General features: G+C 57.6%; 19 protein-coding genes and 2 pseudogenes. 9 read left to right on the top strand and 12 right to left on the bottom strand.

The window, feature by feature from the left end; translation table 11 throughout:
• Window positions 1-151: 151 nt before the first annotated feature.
• The 5 genes from NP_RS13560 to NP_RS14665 all read right to left on the bottom strand — a co-directional run bounded on the left by NP_RS13560 (window position 152) and on the right by NP_RS14665 (window position 3,108).
• A complete protein-coding gene (locus NP_RS13560) occupies window positions 152-766 on the bottom strand; it encodes a hypothetical protein (protein ID WP_011324456.1) in 615 nt (204 codons plus the stop codon).
• Window positions 756-1,082, bottom strand: coding sequence for a hypothetical protein (locus tag NP_RS13555; protein ID WP_011324455.1), 327 nt, complete (start codon window positions 1,080-1,082; stop codon window positions 756-758). Before NP_RS13555 ends, NP_RS13560 begins: the two co-directional genes overlap by 11 nt.
• Before the next feature lie 126 nt (window positions 1,083-1,208).
• On the bottom strand, window positions 1,209-2,642 hold the full coding sequence (locus NP_RS13550) for an RNA-guided endonuclease InsQ/TnpB family protein (protein WP_232503996.1): 1,434 nt from the start codon (window positions 2,640-2,642) through the stop codon (window positions 1,209-1,211).
• The gene (locus NP_RS15020; protein ID WP_011324453.1) at window positions 2,639-2,941 is read right to left on the bottom strand and encodes a hypothetical protein; all 303 of its coding nucleotides are present in this window, start codon (window positions 2,939-2,941) and stop codon (window positions 2,639-2,641) included. Before NP_RS15020 ends, NP_RS13550 begins: the two co-directional genes overlap by 4 nt.
• Window positions 2,938-3,108, bottom strand: coding sequence for a hypothetical protein (locus tag NP_RS14665; RefSeq protein ID WP_011324452.1), 171 nt, complete (start codon window positions 3,106-3,108; stop codon window positions 2,938-2,940). Before NP_RS14665 ends, NP_RS15020 begins: the two co-directional genes overlap by 4 nt.
• 188 nt (window positions 3,109-3,296) lie before the next feature.
• Here NP_RS14665 and NP_RS13545 point away from each other — a divergent pair.
• The 3 genes and pseudogenes from NP_RS13545 to NP_RS13535 all read left to right on the top strand — a co-directional run.
• Window positions 3,297-3,650 (top strand): annotated as a pseudogene (locus tag NP_RS13545) (aldo/keto reductase); the annotation flags it as partial.
• A gap of 82 nt (window positions 3,651-3,732) precedes the next feature.
• Window positions 3,733-4,983, top strand: coding sequence for an RNA-guided endonuclease InsQ/TnpB family protein (locus NP_RS13540; protein WP_011324450.1), 1,251 nt, complete (start codon window positions 3,733-3,735; stop codon window positions 4,981-4,983).
• A pseudogene (locus NP_RS13535) lies at window positions 4,979-5,470 on the top strand (aldo/keto reductase); the annotation flags it as partial. The gene NP_RS13540 and the pseudogene NP_RS13535, both read left to right, overlap by 5 nt.
• A gap of 68 nt (window positions 5,471-5,538) precedes the next feature.
• On the opposite strand, the gene NP_RS13530 reads toward NP_RS13535, so the two are convergent.
• Both NP_RS13530 and NP_RS14660 read right to left on the bottom strand, forming a co-directional pair.
• Window positions 5,539-5,841: a hypothetical protein gene (locus NP_RS13530; protein ID WP_011324449.1), complete on the bottom strand. Its 303-nt coding sequence runs from the start codon at window positions 5,839-5,841 to the stop codon at window positions 5,539-5,541.
• Window positions 5,842-5,922: 81 nt separating this feature from the next.
• Window positions 5,923-6,093 (bottom strand): hypothetical protein, encoded by a 171-nt coding sequence (locus NP_RS14660; protein ID WP_011324448.1) that lies wholly within the window; start codon window positions 6,091-6,093, stop codon window positions 5,923-5,925.
• A gap of 440 nt (window positions 6,094-6,533) precedes the next feature.
• On the opposite strand from NP_RS14660, the gene NP_RS13525 reads away from it, so the two are divergent.
• Both NP_RS13525 and NP_RS13520 read left to right on the top strand, forming a co-directional pair.
• The gene (locus NP_RS13525) at window positions 6,534-6,830 is read left to right on the top strand and encodes a ribbon-helix-helix domain-containing protein (protein ID WP_049939912.1); all 297 of its coding nucleotides are present in this window, start codon (window positions 6,534-6,536) and stop codon (window positions 6,828-6,830) included.
• Complete coding sequence (locus NP_RS13520) at window positions 6,817-7,107, top strand: type II toxin-antitoxin system RelE family toxin (protein WP_011324446.1); 291 nt, start codon at window positions 6,817-6,819, stop codon at window positions 7,105-7,107. The genes NP_RS13525 and NP_RS13520 overlap by 14 nt, the downstream gene beginning before the upstream one ends.
• Window positions 7,108-7,226: 119 nt before the next feature.
• On the opposite strand, the gene NP_RS14050 is transcribed toward NP_RS13520, so the two are convergent.
• Window positions 7,227-9,716 carry an urea ABC transporter substrate-binding protein gene (locus tag NP_RS14050; protein ID WP_011324445.1) on the bottom strand — a complete coding sequence of 830 codons (2,490 nt, stop codon included), beginning with the start codon at window positions 9,714-9,716 and terminating at the stop codon, window positions 7,227-7,229.
• Between the two features lie 217 nt (window positions 9,717-9,933).
• Between NP_RS14050 and phnD the strand changes: the two genes are divergently transcribed.
• The 4 genes from phnD to phnE (NP_RS13495) are packed head-to-tail and all read left to right on the top strand — an operon-like array spanning window position 9,934 to window position 13,482.
• Window positions 9,934-11,040, top strand: coding sequence for a phosphate/phosphite/phosphonate ABC transporter substrate-binding protein (phnD, locus tag NP_RS13510; protein ID WP_049939910.1), 1,107 nt, complete (start codon window positions 9,934-9,936; stop codon window positions 11,038-11,040).
• A gap of 23 nt (window positions 11,041-11,063) precedes the next feature.
• Window positions 11,064-11,867 carry a phosphonate ABC transporter ATP-binding protein gene (phnC, locus tag NP_RS13505; protein ID WP_011324443.1) on the top strand — a complete coding sequence of 268 codons (804 nt, stop codon included), beginning with the start codon at window positions 11,064-11,066 and terminating at the stop codon, window positions 11,865-11,867.
• A complete protein-coding gene (gene phnE, locus NP_RS13500; protein WP_011324442.1) occupies window positions 11,867-12,691 on the top strand; it encodes a phosphonate ABC transporter, permease protein PhnE in 825 nt (274 codons plus the stop codon). The genes phnC and phnE (NP_RS13500) overlap by 1 nt, the downstream gene beginning before the upstream one ends.
• Window positions 12,691-13,482: a phosphonate ABC transporter, permease protein PhnE gene (gene phnE / locus NP_RS13495; protein WP_011324441.1), complete on the top strand. Its 792-nt coding sequence runs from the start codon at window positions 12,691-12,693 to the stop codon at window positions 13,480-13,482. The genes phnE (NP_RS13500) and phnE (NP_RS13495) overlap by 1 nt, the downstream gene beginning before the upstream one ends.
• A gap of 470 nt (window positions 13,483-13,952) precedes the next feature.
• On the opposite strand, the gene NP_RS13485 is transcribed toward phnE (NP_RS13495), so the two are convergent.
• The 4 genes from NP_RS13485 to NP_RS13470 form a co-directional block, all read right to left on the bottom strand.
• Window positions 13,953-15,233, bottom strand: a complete 1,281-nt coding sequence (locus NP_RS13485; RefSeq protein ID WP_011324439.1) for an RNA-guided endonuclease InsQ/TnpB family protein — start codon at window positions 15,231-15,233, stop codon at window positions 13,953-13,955.
• A 436-nt stretch (window positions 15,234-15,669) separates the two neighbouring features.
• Complete coding sequence (locus NP_RS13480) at window positions 15,670-17,325, bottom strand: TrkH family potassium uptake protein (RefSeq protein ID WP_011324438.1); 1,656 nt, start codon at window positions 17,323-17,325, stop codon at window positions 15,670-15,672.
• Between the two features lie 2 nt (window positions 17,326-17,327).
• A complete protein-coding gene (locus NP_RS13475; protein ID WP_011324437.1) occupies window positions 17,328-18,005 on the bottom strand; it encodes a potassium channel family protein in 678 nt (225 codons plus the stop codon).
• Entirely contained in the window at window positions 18,005-18,451 is a 447-nt protein-coding gene (locus NP_RS13470; RefSeq protein ID WP_011324436.1) for a universal stress protein, read from the bottom strand. The genes NP_RS13475 and NP_RS13470 overlap by 1 nt, the downstream gene beginning before the upstream one ends.
• Between the last annotated feature and the right edge of the window lie 17 nt (window positions 18,452-18,468).

The following is an 18,468-nucleotide window of genomic DNA, read 5'->3' as shown; positions in this document are numbered from 1 at the left end:
TGCTCGTTGAGCAAGGGGGGCTTAGCGCCTCAATTCAGCGTAATACGTCAGTACACAAACATCCAATTATGGCTCTGTTGAATACTATTCTTTAGATATATTCTCGATTGAAACAGCCGTTCGATGGGAACTGCGAGTGGCTCGAACCAGGTTATTCCGGTGGAAGGGCTTCATCATATTCGTCGTCAAGGATTTCGGAACAATCAACGGGAATACTGCTCCACGCGTTCTTCACAACCTCGTACCCGGTCCACCCTTCCGTCCGAATCATCTCCACGGTTGCCTCACAGAATTCAGGCTTTGAAATGAGGTCGTTGTCAAGCAGGATGTAGAGGAGATACGGTGGTCCCACAACGTCAATGTCGTACCCATTGTCGTCGATGAGACGCCGAATTGACCGTCTCGCAGCAGAATCAAGAATCGTTACGATCTGATACGACGAACCGTGCTCAGAAAGTTCCTGCTTGAGCGATTGCTCGCCTGCATCTGGCCCATGTGGGCGGGGAACAACAGTTACGCACGACCACGGCGACGAATCCTCGTCTAGATGTTCAAGAACACGTCGGCCCCCTCGTTTCAAGTAGTGCTTACGGCTGCCCTCAGGCGGGTATTTATTCGAGTTGACGTGGTTTTGAAGTTCGTGCTTACAGACGTTCGTCGTTGTAAGATGGATCGCGTCTTTTAGTCGCTCCCACTGAGTGGTGTTCGCAACCGCGATCAAGGAACTCGTATCAGCCAGTATCGGATAGCGAGCCTCACTCGCCATCGCTTCCCGTCAAGAATTCGGACGTGTCTCGTTCCATAGCCGCCTCGAACGACTCTTTCTCTTCTTCCATCCTATCGAGTTTCTCACCGAGAAGGACACGTGCCACGTCCTCACCGATCTCACCACGACTGTATCGTTCGTACACCGCAATCTTGTCATGTTCATCCAATGACTGCCGAAGCATTTCGACCAAGCCAACGCGGGCGAGTTCGCTCACGTTGACCCCACCGATGTGAATCTCATCAAGCAGCTCCGCAGCCTCTTTTTCTGCCCCCGCACGGAACTGAATCGTCTTGTCGTAGCTTGATCCGCTCATACATTGACGTTCAACGTGGAGAGGCATATATGTTATGACGCGTATTTACTTGTCATTACAAGCGATCAAGAACGTAGCACTACCAGACAGGTCACCGTTCTGATTTTCAGTAGTATTCAGTAGTGTTCATCCACAATCAGTAGTACTGACGAGGACAGTTTGTGTCACACTACGTCTGGGCCACCGCAGGCCCGTCTTACCACCGTGATTTGGTTGCAGTCCACTCATGTCTTTCTCACCCGATTTCGCAGTGAGTGACCGGGCACGGAACTGAGAGAGGTGGGTCTGACGACCGCTCGCCTGATCCTGTTCATCGGTCGCGGACTGAACGCCAGCAGAACGGGCACACCCCGCGCGGCGTGATGAAAAACTGGCGTGTTTCCCCGCCGAGATATACTCAGCAGGGGTCGCCGTCTCCATCTTGCTGTCGGAGAGGTGCTTTCGCCCGACGTTCACTGCCCCAACCACGTCACGGTCGCCCTCGTAGCCACAATTCGGGCAGTGGAAATGTCCACCGTGACGACACTCCGTGTGGTCGTTCGGTGCGTTCACCGTCTCTCCACGCTCACCACACCGGGGGCAGAACCGACTCGTTCCCCACGGATTCACCGTCGTCACGTCGATTCCGAGCAACCCGGCCTTGTACTCGACGTGGTCGAGTAGTTCTCCTCGTGCCCACGACGAGATCGACCACGCGACTTCTCCACTTGTGTCGCCTGCGTCAAGTTGGCCGAGTGACTCGAACACGATGGTTTCACAACCATCCTTGGCAGCGAGCCACACCAACTGGTTGGCTACGTCGTGTTGAATTTGCTCACGAAGACGGCGTTCTTTTCGCCGCGTCTGGCGGTACTCACTAAGCAAGTGGTCAAACCGTTCCGTGTGTGCTTTGCCCTGTCTGCGGAGTTCTGCAAGCCGGTCGTTGATGCCTTCGGCGTCGGCTTTCACCCGAAACAGTTTATCTTTCGCTGGATGGTCGAGAAACTGTGGCGGCGTCACCTGTTCGTGTGCCACGTCGCCACTGTCAAGAACGACTGCCGTGGCCTGCTTTTTAACGCCGAGATCGGCCGCTAACACGCGGTCGGCAACCGTCTCAGTGTCCTGTTCGGGCACAGCAACAGGCACGTCAAGCGTGTAGCCGTGGCCGGAAGCGTGGAGTGTCGGTGCTTTCACGACTCCTGCGTCGAGCATCTGCTGAAACCGGGAATGCGTTGAGAAGCGAAGTACGTGTTTTGTCCAGTCGTGGTAGCTTTCCGGCGAGAGCGAGTCCGGCGCATTCAACACGAAGCGGAGTTCACCGTCTTCGACTGTCAGTTCGTGGATGTGGTAGTCGCCCTTGTCCGGTGCAAACGGCAGTGTGCCGTTGGGTTGGGGCGTCTTGACTAGCTCTGTGTACGCCTCGGGGAAGCGGCCATGTGTGTCGTAGTAGCTGTTGAGTTGGTCGACGACCGACTCCAATATGCGCCATTCGATGTATGGTGAGTCCTCGTCGAACAACCGTTGGCGGAGTCTGTGCCAGCCAATGCGTCGAATCTTGCGCTCGGCAACCGTGTCAGTCACGAACTGGAAGGCGTGATATTCGTCGCTGTGGGCGTCGAGAACGTGCGTAACGCGATGGTAGACGCACCGTTTGAATCGACTGTAGACGTATTCTTCGGCGTCTTCGAAGGCGTCGTGGTCGTCGCGCGGATGTAGGTGTAGGACTGGCCCGAGTGGTCGCTGATGGCGTCAAGATGCTCGTCACGCCAGTATTCCTCAGCGAGCAACCGCTGTGCGTGTTTCTGGACGAGCGCCGTTAGTCGGTCACAGGCGTCGTGGTACTCGTCTGGCAGGTGGAACTGTTCGGTAAGTTGTGTCATTCTGGATTGTCATTGGCGTACTGCTGTTGTTTCCACTCTCGGAAAGGCGTGCCAGCTTTGAGCAGTCCTTCCCACGTCCACCCCATTTCATCTTTGTACTCTTTGAGAAACTCGAAATCCTCCTGTTCGAGTTCAATATTGACATTGGTTGAATCCCCTTCGCCCATACAATTAGGTATTAGTTAGTTATTTATAAGCATTCTGGAAGTGAGTTGTGCTACTGTATATAACTAGACATTACTATTTGTTACTGAATTCTGTAACAGTTACGCAACCCTAGAGCTAATTCACCGCTGCACGTAGACGAAGTGTGACGCTCACAAACGAGAGCGATACGTTCGACCTCGGCGGCGATATGACTGTGAACCGACTGGGCTTTGGCGCAATGCGCCTCTGTGGCGAAGATATCATCGGGCCCCCTGCGGACGAGCAGTCCGCCAAAGCGGTCGCCCAGCGAGCCGTCGAACTCGGCGTCGACTTTATCGATACTGCCGACTCCTACGGCCCGGGCGTTAGCGAGCGCCTACTTGGCGAAGCGATTGATACGGACGCTGTGACGATTGCCACCAAGGCCGGGCTGCTCCGGAACAGCAACGGCGAGTGGCTCAACCACGCCGCCCCCGAGTATATCCGCAATCAGGCGCTTGTCAGCCGTGACCGTCTCGGCGTGGACTCGATCGACCTTTACAGGCTGTCGAGGCGAATGCCACGGGGCTTGACCCCGTGGATGAAGCCGACAACTTGTGGACCAAACCATTAAGTCGAAATATGCCAATAATCACGGTACGGCGATGTGGTACGACTACCGCTTCTGTGCCTATCCTGACCGAACAGGTGTGGCTGCGGAAGCGGAACGCCACATCGACATCCACCGCCAAGCCTACAACCACACCCGCTACGAATACAACGCCCTCGACACTGACGAGGACAACATCGGTTCGGCGTATCAACACCAGAAGCGCCTCACCGAGTGGAAAGACGAATGGTCCGTGTTCTCGGAAGTCCACTCGAAGGCGTTGCAGAAAACCGTCGAACGCTTCTACGATAACCTATCGAACCTTTCCGAGAAGAAACAGAACGGGCACAAGGTCGGGTGGCTCAAGTGGAAACCGCCGCGAGAATACCAGAGTGTGACGTACTCGCAGTCCGGCTTCGAACTCAAAAACACGAGTGGTCGGACTGCCACGCTCTGGCTTTCGAAAATCGGTGACATCCCCATCCGCTACCACCGCCCTATCCCCGACAACGCCACTATCAAAGAAGTCACGCTGAAGAAAGAAACGACTGGCGAGTGGTACGTCACGTTTGGCCTCGAAGTCGAAGACACCACGCTCCCCGAGAAACCCGACGTGGATGACTTGGATGCCGAGGATTGTGTCGGCATCGACCTCGGCATCACCAACTACATCTATACGAGCGATGGCGACAGCGTGGACTGGCTTAACCTCTCCGACGAGTACGAACGCCTGCGTCGGGAACAGCGCAATCTCTCCCGAAAAGAACATAGGAGCAACAACTGGAAGAAACAACGCCGGGAGGTCGCCAAAGTCAAACGTCGAATCAAGCGGAAAGTCGAAGATTTCCAGCACAAACTCACGACATGGCTGGTCAAGACGTATGACGCCGTGTTCGTGGAGGATTTGAACGTCTCAGGGATGCTTCAACAGCGGGGGAACGCCCGGAATAAGCAGGACGCTGCGTGGCGTGGGTTCATCAATATGCTGGAGTATAAGGGCGACCTGTACGGCACGCACGTTGTCCAAGTGAACCCTGCGGGGACAACCAAAGAGTGCGCCGAGTGTGGCGTCGAGACGGAGAAGCCGTTGTGGGTGCGGGAACACTCATGTCCGACGTGTGGGTTCGAGGCGGACAGGGACGCGAATGCGTCGTACAACGTTCTTTCTCGCGGTCTTCGGGAGTTAGGTCTGGGACAGGCCGAAGTCACGCCCGTGGAGACTGCGACCGCTGTGGAAACCGATGGAGGCCGGTCTTCGTCGGTTCCTGCAAGTCGCGTCATCGAAACGGGAAGCCTCGGGGCTTGACCCCGAGGCGGTTCACCAACTACACAGCCCTGACCCGGACACGCCGTTCGAAGACAGTGTCACGGCGTTCGCAGAGCTCAAAGACGAGGGGCTTGTCGACCACATCGGCCTCTCGAACGTCACCGTCGACCAACTCGAGCAGGCCAGAGACCATGTCGAGATTGCAACAGTGCAAAACCAGTACAACGTCTTGAGTCGCGACCACGAAGACGTCCTCCAAGCCTGCGAGGACCACGGGATCGGCTTTATGCCTTATTTTCCGATTGCCGCTGGGTCGCTCTCCGGACACGACGCTATCGAATCGATCGCCGACGCACACGACGCCACAATCTACCAGATTGCGCTCGCATGGCTGCTTGAGCACTCGGACATGGTGTTGCCCATCCCGGGGACCGGGAGCGTTGCACACCTCGAAGAGAACGTCGCCGCCGCCTCGATTTCACTCTCGGAGGATGAGTACAGCCGATTGGACGCACTCGACGGGTGAAGACAAGTAGTAGCAAATCAAGCCTGGAACAGCACCGACGGCTGCAGTCGGTGCCCCAGATGTTCAGGTCACTGGCCGTCCTTGACGACCTCTTCGAGCGAGTCTCGGAGCGTCGCAATATTGGTTTCGAGCGTTCCAAGACGCTCGTATAGCATTTCGACTGAGTCAATGTGCGGCGTCTCTTCGCCTTCGCTACGGATCCGTTCTACCAGTTCCTCGAGGTCGGCCCGAAGCTCTGCCTGTTCGCTCTCAATGGTTTTGACCCGGCTATCGATATTCTCGAAGCCCAGCTTATCGATCTGTTCTTCGACGGTGTCGAGACGCTCCGCAACGGATTCTCCATCAGTTTCCTCGCCAGTGTCCTCGGACATATCAATGGCTACACCTTGCAGCGGCGTCGAAATATCAGTTGCGACCGACGAACAGCTGGACGCCCTCGCTGTGCTTTGAGCTTACCCCATTCGCTCCAGAATCTCCTCCTCGATCGCTTGGATTTTCATATCCAATTCGGGCGCGATTTCTCCCCACTCTCGTTCTTGTCGCCGAAATGCTACCGTTGATTTGTATTCTGCAAGCAGTTCTTCGTCCGTTAGCTCGCCGACGTTCCGTTCTGTCTCGGTCATGCTTTTGTGTAGCCTCTGGAACTCACACTCCCGCTAAGTGGCCGCTCTTTGCCCTGTCACGTATTTTGTGCGAACAGTTGGCATAATCGTTTCCCAGAATCGCAGCCGCTGGGTATCAGCGATACCGGCGCTGTGCGCTAGTCGGAGACGCCTGGCTCAGCTGCGCCGGATGTGTCAGCATACGTCGCGTGGGAATCGTCAGAAGAAACGGTTCAAATGCAGACAGTGTGGATTCCAAGACCACGCGGATCGAAAAGCGGCGGTGTGTATTATCGGGCGGCATCGGGGCTGGTGGAGGTCCCGACTTTCACGGACCTCACGGTTCGGGTTTGGGTGTTGACCGACACGGGACGTCGGCGCGAGGCGAGAGTCAAGTGCGGGAGGAAGTGAACTCCGACCCACCGACAATGCTTATGGTAATACGGAGGTAATACAGATGTATGTCCGACGCTGACGCAGGGGCCAATGACGACCCTAACATGACCACCATCACGCTCAAGATTCCGGAGGCGTTCCTTGACGACCTTGATGCGACTTGGCGGGCCGAAGACTTCCCGTCCCGGAGCGAGTTTATCCGGTGGGCGCTCCGTGATGCCGTGAAACACCCCACGTTCTCGCGGAAGGGTTGGAAGGACATCGCCGCGAGCGAACACCAGCTGGCGACCGCTGAGGGGCGAACCTACAGCAGCGACGAGATCCGAGCGCGTCTGAACAAGGACATGGATGCCGGCGAGTGATGACGAATGGGACTGGAGGCTCACTGATCCCGCAGAACGTGAGTACGAGAAGCTCCAGCCGCACGAGCAGGAGCGCATCGTCTCGAAGCTTGACGAGATTGTCACCGACCAGTGGCGTGATCCGAGCGACTACCTGGAGCCACTCACCGGTGCGCCGCATTCGAAGCTCCGTATCGGTGCGTTTCGTCTCGGTTGTAAGGCAGTCCAGGATGACCAGATTCTGTGGGTCTACACCATCGAGAAGCGTCCAGGGGCCTACACCCCCGACGACGACTAATCGGCCTGCCGAGAGCTAAGTGGCCGCTCTTTGCCCTGTCACGTATTTTGTGCGAACGGTTGGCATAATCGTTTCCCAGAATCGCAGCCGCTGGGTATCGGCGATACCGGCGCTGTGCGCTAGTCGGAGACGCCTGGCTCAGCTGCGCCGGATGTGTCAACGGCGTCGTCGTCGAGATCGGCCCCGACCTCAAAACGGCTTATCGCCTCTGACAGCTCTGCCGCCCGCTCTGAGAGTTCTGTCGCCGAAGCAGAAACCTCTGCTAGCGATGCCGACTGTTCTTCTGCTGCTGCGGCCACCGACTCTGCTTCCGTTGTCGTCTCTTCGCTTATCGACGCCACCTCGTCTATCATCGAGACTGTCTCCTCAGTCGATGTCGCTTGGTCTTCAGTCGTGTTGGAGATTTCTTGGATACCATCGTTGGTCTCGTCGGCGTACGCTGCGATTTCTTCCAGCGCTTCGACTGCTTCGGTTACTTGCTCGGAGGCTCCCGCGATGCGCTCGCTCGTTGCCTCGACCGCTGTCGTCGAGCGGTCCGTTCGCTCTTGAATCGCCTCGACGCGACTTTCGGCCGACTCGGCGGCCTGCTTTACTTCCTCAGAGAGCTCCTTGACTTCGTTTGCGACCACGGCGAACCCATCACCGTTGCTCTCACCGTCGCCGCCGGTGCGGGCAGCCTCAATGTTGGCGTTGAGTGCTAAGATATTCGTCTGCTCGGCGATTTCCGAAATTTGGTCGATCAGAGCGTCGATTTCTGTCACCTCTGCTTCAAGCTCGTGGATAGCGTCGACGGCCTGCTCGGCTTTCTGCTCCGTTTCATTCATGCCGGCTATTGCGTCGGTTGCGGCCTCTTGACCGTGGCTTCCGGCCGCTGCGGTCTTGGCTGCAACGTCGGCGACCTCGTCGGTGGTGGCGGCGACTTCTTCGATTGTCGCCGAGAGGTCGCTCATCTCGTCGTTAACGACTTGGAGCGATTCGTTTTGGTCGGCCGCCCCGTCAGATATCTGATCGATAGAGCTGGCGACGGACTCGCTCGTTGCTCTGACCTCGTCTGTGGAGGTGGTGACTTCCCGGGATGCGCTGGCTACGTCATCCGCGAACTCACCTATGTCGGCGAGTGTTCGCTCCATCTCGGCGATCATCTCGTTGAATTCCTCGGCGATTACGGCCAGCGCCTCGTTGTTGGCGCCCGTCGACATGCGGGTCGTGAGGTCGCCCTCTGCGGCCGCCCGCATCGCGTCGCTGTACGCTTGTGTGCGTGCTTCGAGTTGCTCACGCAATTTCTCTGATTCATGCGCATCTTGTACCCGATCTTCCAGCGCATCGTGCATACTGTCGAATGTCCCCTGCTGATGGAACAGTGCCGGTCTGTACTGCGTTGTCTCGGCGACTTCGCGGAGGTCACATCCGACCGTCTGCGAGAGAAATGTCTCATCTATCCGCTGCTCGTTGAAGAATTCGATATTGTGGTCTTCGTCAGCCCTCGCGATTCGCATGGTGTGGTTGATGTGGTGTGTTGCTCCGTCGATGGCCACTCTCCCTTCCGGGGCATCGAACGACAGTCCGCTTTCCAGCTGTTCTATCACGGCATCTTGGTCGGTTGTCCCTGCGGCCTCGACGGCTTTCGCGTAGAGATGTATCGAGACGTAGTTGTTCTGTGCTTCTTGGTTGATGTAGTCCGCGTCCGGGAACATCTCGTAAAACCGCTCGACGAAGGTCGTGTTCTCCTGCGTGGAGAGCTCTTCCATGTAGTTGACGCCAGCGTACACGTCGGCGAAGGCTGGCGGTTCGTATCGCTTGTGTTCGAACGCCTGCGCCATCGCAGTTGACGTTCCGATAGGCATCGAGAGGTCACGGGTGGCCTTTTCTCGGAAGAACTCCGCGTGGTTGTCCCCGACGAGCATCGACATGACGAAGTCGGGGTCGGCGGCCTCGATTCTGTCTACCAGCCACTCGAAAGACGTCTCCGACAACGGCACAAACTCCGTGCCGATTACCTCGGCGTCGTTCTCGGCTGCTAGAATCTCCACCCAGTCAGAGGACAGATGGCCGAAGTTGTAGTCCGCCGCAATGGTGAAAATTTTCGGTCCGTATTCTGATACGAGGTACGGGAGCACAGCTCCAAGCTGCTGGCGGGCAGTCGCTCCGACAGGGAACGTATATCGGTCACAAACCCCTCCTTCGTACTGGTTCGTGTAGAAGTAAAGCTGTCTGTGAGCATTCGTTATCGGACGAACGACTTCCCGCTCGGAAGAGGCATAGCCGGCCCAGATCGCGTCTACGTCGCGCTCCTCAAGAATTTCGGTGGTCAGTTGCCGGTACCGCTTTACATCGGACGCCGGGTCCGGGTCGATCAACTCAATTTTACGGCCGAGTGCGCCTCCACTTTCGTTTAGCTCTTCGACTGCGAGGCGACTAGCTTGCCACTTTGAGGTCCCGAGCTCCGCAAATTTTCCTGACCGGTTCTCAAGAACAGCCAGAGTAATTGGGTCATCTCGGCTGCCGGACACAGTAGACTTGCCTATCAGACCACCTACTCCGCCAACACTGCCGGTCGAAACGAGGGTGCTTCGACCCAACTTTTCCAGTATCGTACCTCGTGGTCCCATGCTTTTGGGTTGGAACGTCAGGGCATATTTGTTTGGATTACCTCAACCTATTTGCGTATAAGTTGGATGCACGATTAACAATATAATGGACGACTAATCATTTGATACTGCTGAGGGTGAGTGGGAAATCGAGTGGTTCGAAATGCAGAACCGCTCGGCCCCCCGTGTACCGTCGAACATATTAACCCATTTAACTCGTGGGTGGTACGAACGGGTAATGGACGACCAGTGTACTCGGACGCGACGTGAAATGCTAGCTGTGGGTGGCGCCGCTGGTATTGGCGCACTTGCAGGTTGCCTTGGTGGCGAAAACGAGGAGGTTGATGTCAACTACGATGAGTTTCCCGACTTCGACCCGCTTGATCCGGAATATCCACAACCGGCGGGGCGGCTCATTGAGGAAGGATTCGCTCGCGCTTCGATCGAAGAACTCGAGGAGAACTTCGAGCCCCGTGACGAGCCGAGATACGGGCGAGCGCCGCGTGACCCGGAAACAGCCGACGAGATAATCGACCCTGACCCGCTCGTGTTCGCGTGGACGCCGGGCGAGGAACAGCAGGTGTATCAGGAGGGACTGGACCCGCTCATTGAAAATATCAGCGCTGAAACCGGCCGCGATGTTGAGGTGCAAGTCATTGATTCATACGCGGCGATGACCGAAGCCTTCCGTTCGGAGCGGCTGCATATCGCCCGGGTTGCGGCCGGCAATGTTCCGTTCGCAGTCAATATGACCGGCGCGGTCCCGTTCTCGATGCCGTACGGTGACGGTACCTTTGGCAATCGGTTGTGGATAATCACGCGGATCGACAACGACGACATCAATACTGTCGATGACCTCGTCGGCCGCGATGTCGTGCATACCGAGCAAACGTCCGGTTCAGGACATCTCGAGCCCTCCCTGTTCCTCGAAGAACAGGAGGGAATCGTCCCCGGCGACGATTACGACATCAGCTTCTCCGGTGGTCATTTCCGAAGCGTGCGCGGTATCTACCTCGGCGACTACGAAGTCGGCCCGGTAGCTGGCCCGATTCCCGAGGTCATGGATAACGACGACGAAATCAACGCCGAGGAACTCAAAGTGGTCTGGGCCGGTCCGTTCGCCCGTCCCCTTGGGCCAATGTGCTATCAGTATAATCTCCCCGAAGAGGTCCGCGAGGGAATCAAGCGGGCTCACTTTGATTACGACTACGGTGGGACGGATCTCTACGAGATCGTCAACCGATTCGATACGTTTGCCCCCATCGACTACGCTACTCACTACGACCCGGTGCTACAGGTGCATGAAGAACAGGGAATCGAGTACATCGAAGACAACCTCGACTAACTCCCTGGCTGTCCAACGAGCATATGCTACGCGTTGAGTCCCTTCGGAAGGTCTACGACTCCGGTGACGTCGCCCTCGACGATGTCTCCCTTACCGTTTCAGGTAGCGAGACGGTCGCCATTATCGGCCCCAGCGGCGCTGGCAAAAGCACCCTCGTCCGGTGCATCAATCGGCTCGTCGAGCCAACTAGCGGCACGGTGTGGCTTGATGAGCGTGAGGTGACCGGCCTTCCGGAAAAACAGTTGCCAGCGGTCCGACGCGACATGGGGATGATATTTCAGGAGTACAATCTCATCGAACGACTGACTGTGATGGAAAACGTCCTGTCCGGACGACTCGGGTACGTCAGTTCGTGGAAAGGGTTTCGACGGAAGTTTCCTCAGGAAGACGTTGACCGCGCTTTTGAAATCCTCGATCGCGTCGGCCTAAGCGGCCTTGAGAACAACCGTGCGGACGAGCTGTCCGGCGGCCAACGGCAACGGGTTGGGATTGCACGAGCGGTGATCCAACAGCCCAAGATCATGCTCGTCGACGAGCCAACCTCTAGCCTCGATCCCGATACCTCTCGTGACGTGATGGACCTGCTCACCGAAATCGCCAGTGACGAAGGCGTGCCAGTCCTGCTCAATATTCACGAGGTTGACCTTGCCGTGGAGTACGCTGACCGTATCGTTGGGCTTGCTGACGGTCGAATCGTTTACGATGGTTCGACCGATGGGCTCGATGAGGGGATTGAAAATAAAATCTACCGAAACGGCCGTGAGTCAGCCCGTAGCTCACCATCCAGTGAGCCGGCCCTGTCCGACGATACGGAGCTCCATCGGTAATGACCGCTGACACTGGGCATGACGACCCCGACGGTCGTACTTGGCAGCGACCGACGGTCTTCGGCAGCCAACTGATTAAATACGCTGTTTACCTGCTCGTCGTGGTCTTTTTTGCCTGGAACGTATTTCAACTCCGCATCTCCCTCGACCGGCTGCTGTTGGGGTTTTCTGAAGGGCAGACGCTGCTCACCCGCATGCTCACGCTTGAGGGGGTTGGACGGCATGAAATTTCGGTGATCATCTCTGGGACTATTGAGACGCTTGCTATGTCGGTCGTTGCGACAATTATCGGCGTCGCTATCTCGATACCGATCGGGTTTCTGGCTGCTCGGAACGTCTCACCGCTGCTGAGCTATCTTCTCGGCCGTGGGATGATCACGTTTTCGCGGGCCTTCCACGGACTCGTATTTGCGATTATCGCTGTCAAGGCATTCGGGTTCGGTCCGTTTGCGGGCGTTGTCACCCTCGTTTTCACAACCGTCGGATTTTATTCGAAACTGCTGGCAGACGAGCTTGAGGATATCGACCAAGGACAGATCGATGCGATCCGCGCGACCGGCGGCAGCCGGATGGACGTTATACTGTATGGGTTTCTGCCGCAGGTACTGCCACGGATGGTCGGGCTCGCGATTTACCGGTGGGACATCAATATCCGGTCGGCCAGCATCATCGGCATTGTCGGCGCAGGCGGTCTCGGTCAAGTGCTTTTGACCTCTTTCGAACGGTTTGATTACGGCTTCTCGATGGCCATCATCATCAGCATCATCGCCATCGTGATGGCCGGCGAGATCATCAGCTCAACGGTCCGGAGGCGGATACAATAATGAGCGAGCCGCCGCACTGGGAATACCGTACGCGCCGACAGCGACTCGCTCGGTTTGTCGGGCTATTACTCACGCTGGTCGTCTTCGCGTGGGCATGGCAGACGCTTGAGGTACGGTATGATTTCGTTCGGTCAGCCCCGGCTGAGGTGGAAGACCTCCTCGTCCGGATGTATCCGCCTGATGCGGCATACAGCTACGAGATCGTCGGCCCGATGATTGAAACGGTCAACATCGCAGTCCTTGGAACCGGTCTGTCAGTTGTGCTGTCGGTTCCAATCGCCTATCTCGCAGCCGAGAACACCTCACCGAACCGGCTGACGTATCTGCTCGGCAAGTTCGTGGTAACGGCAACGCGTTCGGTCAGCGTGATTATCTGGGCGCTACTTTTCGTCGTGATTTTCGGCCCCGGCCCACTGGCGGGGGTGGTCGCCATCGCCGTACGCTCTATTGGGTTTATCGGCAAGTTGCTCGCGGAAGCGATCGAGGAAATCCAACCTCGACAGCCGGAGGCAATTCGAGCAACCGGCGGTAACGCTGTCGACGTTATGGTGTACGGAATTGTGCCGCAAATCACCCCCGCCGTCGTCGGCATCACGACCCACCGATGGGATATCAACGTTCGCTCATCAACGGTTCTCGGCTTTGTTGGCGCAGGGGGCATCGGTACGGAGCTGTTTGCGGTACTGGATTTCTTCCGGTGGGACGCTGCGCTCACGATTCTCATTGCGATTCTCGTTGTTGTGCTGGTGAGCGAAGGCATCTCGGCAGTCATTCGCGGGAAGATACGGTGATGACTCCCCGCTGATGAGGTGGCGACCAAAGGCCCTGCCGAAAAACTCAGTATGGATACGACGAACAGTGTTTGGCACGTCCCGCAAATGATTGATGAGAATCCGATTGAATCGGCTGCAGCCGACGTCGATGGGGCGTCTCCACCACCAGCTCCGGAGGAGTACAGCGAGCCCTACCGGTTTGAGTACCGTATGTACGTGTTCGAACCAAAGTGAACTTCTGAGCTAACTACCTATTTATCGTGTACAGATGCGGGAGCGCCCACCAGAGCCATCCAACGGTCGGGAGCGACTACAACACCGCCCGGTTCGCGGGGTTTCGACCGACGAGGGCTGCTCACACCCGTTCGATGTCGTACGCTTCCCAGTAGTGTTCGGAAATAAACACGCGTCCGTCCAGAGCCGCGACCCGGTTCTCCGAGTCCTCGACCGTTCGTTGATACAGTACGCCCCCAGCGTCGGTGTGTGAACTACCCCTGCCTACTCGCCTGCTTCGCAGGCTCCTTGAGGCAGGGGCTTCCTGATTCAACGACGCGACTTGCAGACACGGAAACCGAGTCCACAGCGGTCGCAGTCTCCGCAGGCGTTGTCGCTTCGGAGTGACCCACTCCTAGCTTGGCGAGACCGCGAGAAAGAACGTTTAGCGACGCGTTGAAATCCCGGCCCAACTCAAAGCCACACGCGGGACACGAGTGTTCGCGAACCCACAATGGCTTCGCCGTCTCCACCCCACACGAGGCACACTCTTTCGTCGTCCCCGCTGGTTCGACTTCGACCACATGACAGCCGTGTTTCCGCCCGTGATGCTTGAGAATACGGATGAAGTCGCGCCAGCCCACCTCGGCTTTGTTTCGGGCATTCCCATCATCTTCCAGCATCGGCTTCACGTCCAAGTCCTCGACGAACACGGCGTCGTACTCGGTCGTGTACGCGTGGGCGAGTTTGTGCTTGTAATCGCGTTTCTTGTTCCGCATATCCATGTGGACCTCTGCGACGCGCTGGCGCTGCTTTTCCCAGTTGTTCGACTCGTATTCCTTGCGGGAGAGCGACCGGTGCTCGCGTTCGAGGCGTTCGCGGTCGTCAGACAGGCCGAGACGGTTGATTGACCGCCCGTCCGAATCGTGGATGAAGTTGAGGACGCCGAGGTCAAGGCCCACTGTATCTTCGGGATCGATGTCTTCGGGGTCTGGTTTCTCTGGTTCGTCTCGGTCTATGCTGAACGACGTATACCACGCACCCGTCGCCTCTTGCTTGACGGTGACGTGTTTGATGTCGTCCGGGTCGATGTCGCGGTGAATTCGGATGGGGATTTCGAGCGTCTTACCACGCACTTTCTTGAGTGTTAAAAGTCCACGACCCTCGGGGCCACTCTTGTTGTCGAGTTCGAAGCCCCGCTGGCGATACGTGAAACTCTGGAATTCTCGCGGCTTCTTCCAGTTCAAGTCCCCGATTTTGTGCCCGTTATCGCGTTGCTGGGCGAGTCCAGTGATGCTGTGGTAGATACGCTCCACAGCGGCTTGGAGGACGGTGGAGTAGACGCTACTCCACTCCTCCCACTTGGTTTTCCAGTCGGGGAGTTCGTCACGAACGCTCCAGACGCGTTGGCGGACGGTTTGGTCGGCGCGTTCGGGGAGTTGGTCGAGCCGGTACAATGCGTGGTTGTAGACTTGGCGCACGGTGTCACGCTGCCAGCCCAGTAGCTCTCGCTGTCTACTTGTTGGCAAGAGTCTGAAACGCGGGCTGTAGTCCATGCGCGTGTACTTGTGTTTTCGCTTTATAGTTTATTAAACATGTTGGTTGTGCGTGGTTGATAGTCGTGCGGGCGCTGTATCCCCGCCCTACTCGCTCCCGTTGGTCGCTCCTTGAGGACGGGGGCTTAGCGCCCTCTCTTCAGCTAACGCGCCATCGGTGGGATTGGTTTCGTCTTCTGAGTTTTCCGCACCACCTTGGAATCGCAGGCAGCCGGCAAGAGCTGTGACGGCAGCTATGGAGACGCACCGTCGTCTTGACACGTGCTTCACGGCTCTAATATTCGCGACGTACGGACAGTGTATAGTAAATATTTCGCTGACTATCGACTGCCGTTAACCAAAGACAGGCCTGCTCTCATCCGTCACTTTCGGTGGGGGGTTCCGCTCGCCGGATATCAAGCAGAGAGTGGTTCCGAGCGGGCGGTTGCCCGCTGTATCACCCGTCGGTTCGATAGAGGTTGAGCTGCTGCAAAATCGCGCCGAGCAGCACCGCGACCGGGATGATTTCCAGCCGCCCGATCCACATATTGAAGATGAGCATCACCTTCGCTGCATCGGGCATGTCGGGGCCAGTGATGCCGGCATCAAGCCCGACGTTGCTTTGTGCGCTCATCACGTCGAAGATGACGTACTCCGCCGGATGGTCCGGTGAGAGCGTCCACAGTAGCACCGCGACGCCGACGATGAGACAGAGCACCCAGAGCACGAACACGACGGCTGCCTCGGTGTACTCCGCCTGAACCTGCTCTTCGCTGAGCGTCCGCTTGCCCATCTGCAGTTGTCGGACCGCGTGGTCGGGCGCGAAGATGTCGCGGACCTGCCAGATGGTCCCTTTGATGAGCGTTAGCACGCGGATGAGCTTTAGCCCACCAACGGTCGACCCGGCTGCTGCGCCGGTAAGCATCCCCAGACACAACAGGAACGTTGCGCCCGCCGACATGGCTCGCTCCGTCCCGCCGCCAATAGCGGCCGTGCCGAATCCGGTGTTCGACGCTGCCGAGACGAACTGGAAGAACGCGGCACGGAACGTCTCCTCAAACGTGTCGAATTGGCCGCTGGCGTCGCCGCCGAGCAGGAGCACGGTGGTCAGCAGCACCGACCCGATGGCAAACCAGCCGAAAACCCATCGTGTCTGTAGGTCCGCATAGAAGTTCTTTATTTCTCCTTTCAGGATAAGATAGTGGACCGGGAAGGCGATACTGCCCGCGACCATAATGGGGATGACCGCATACTGAATAATGGGGCCGTACTCGCCTATCGAGGCGGCGTGTACCGAGAACCCGCCGGTCGCGATGCCGGTCATTCCGTGGTTGATAGCTGGCCACAGCGGCATCCCGACTGCTGGGTCGCCATTGCCCAGTACCGCAAGCAGTTCCTCAACGAACGACGCCTGTCCGGTGGCCGCCGCCCAGACCGGCCCGGCAAAGAGCAACAGGAGAATCGACGCGACCGTCAGCCCGAGATAGATCTTCCAGATCTCCTTTACCGTCGAGACCACACTCGGGAGTACCTTACTCTTCTTTTTTCGGGCCTCGGACTCGAACAGCGTCAGCGAACCGCTGCCGGGGCGGGCGAGAATCGCGACCGTGAGGACGATGACACCGACACCACCGATCCACTCGGTAAAGGAGCGCCACCAGTGCAGCGACCGTGGCAGGTCGTCTTCGACAACTGCCATCGTCAGCCCGGTACTGGTGAAGCCGCTGATGGACTCGAAGAACCCGTTTAGCGGATGCCGGAACACGTCCGTCGTGTCACTGATCATCTCCGGCGTATTCGCCCACGCCGGCAGCGGGTCGAGATAGATGGTCCATGCGATAAAAATAAACGGTAGTCCACCAAGAATCGTCAGCACACCCCAAGCACTGGCGGCGGTGACCATCGCTTCAAGCTTTCCTGACGAGGGGGCATCGGCGTACCGCTGAGCCAGACCTGTCCCGATGGCCGCCATGATACCGGCCGAAACCAGAAACGCCGGCACGGCAAAGAACTCGCTGGTGACAACCGCGACAACGGCTGAAACAACGAGCATCAACGAGACGACCTGCAGGATACGCCCGACATCGCGGGCGACAGTCGAAAACGTCCCCATGCTTACCTCCCGTTGCTGTCGTGGCCGAACGCAGAGAGGACGGCCTCGACAGCGGTATCATTCACCAGAACGGTGACGAGGTCACCCACTGCAACAGTGGTTTCGCCTCGCGGTGTCAGGACGTCGTCGCCTCGCTTGATTGCCGCGACAAGCGCATCGTCCGGAAGGATGCCGCGATCGTGTACCTCCGAGAGCGGGTGTTCCGTGACCGGCGCGCCAGCCTTCGGTTCGATCTCGATGAACTCCGAGTTTTCCCCAAGCGACATGAAGTCCTGCACGCCGGGATACCGAACAGAGTGATAGAGATGGTCGGCAATGAGATTCTGTGGGTTCTCAACGATGTTGACGCCGATTTGCTCGAAAATCGGGATGTGTGCCGGGTCGTGGACCACGCTCACGAGCGATGGGACATCGTGTTCGCGGGCCAGCAACATTACCATCGTATTGACGGCATCGAGATTGGTCGTGCTGATGACCGCCTCGGCGCGGTCGATGCCTGCCTCTTCGAGGATATCGCTTTCCGTTGCGTCGGCACACAGTACGAGACAGTCGTAGGTGGCTGATATCCGGTCGGCGACCGCTTCATCTTCTTCGATGACTACGACGTCGTTACCGTCGCCGGTCGCCATCTCGATGAGGTTCGACCCGATTTTCCCCGCGCCGACGATAATCAGGTACATCAGGCGGACACCTCCGACACCCCGCCATCGTCACTGAGTGTGACGACCGGACATGGAGCATTGCGAAGCAGCCGGCGCTCGGCGTCTCCGGATAGAAGGTCGGTAAGCCTGCGCTCAGAGCACGGCCGGAACACAATTGCATCAACATCCAATTCCACCGCGGCCTCGGCGATTTCCTCGACTACGTCCGTCCCGAATCGAAGCTCTGTCCGGACGGGTAACGATTCGTCGAGCTGCTTACCGCAGAGGGCGAACAGTTCGTTTGCCCGCTCGCGGAGAGCTTCCGGAGAAGCGTGGTCCATGTACCCCTCCGTCTGCTCGGCGACGTGCAGTATGGCGACCAGCTTGGTGTCTCCGTCGAGGTAATCAGCAAGTGCTGTACAGGTCGCGATAGCGTCATCGCTGTTCTTAACGGGGACAAGCGTCCGTTGCAGGAGGTCTGTCATAGATACCTTCGTCACCT

It is taken from the genome of Natronomonas pharaonis DSM 2160, assembly GCF_000026045.1.
In the GTDB taxonomy this organism is placed as follows: Archaea; Halobacteriota; Halobacteria; order Halobacteriales; family Haloarculaceae; genus Natronomonas; species Natronomonas pharaonis.
This window is presented reverse-complemented; position numbering and strand designations above follow the sequence as displayed.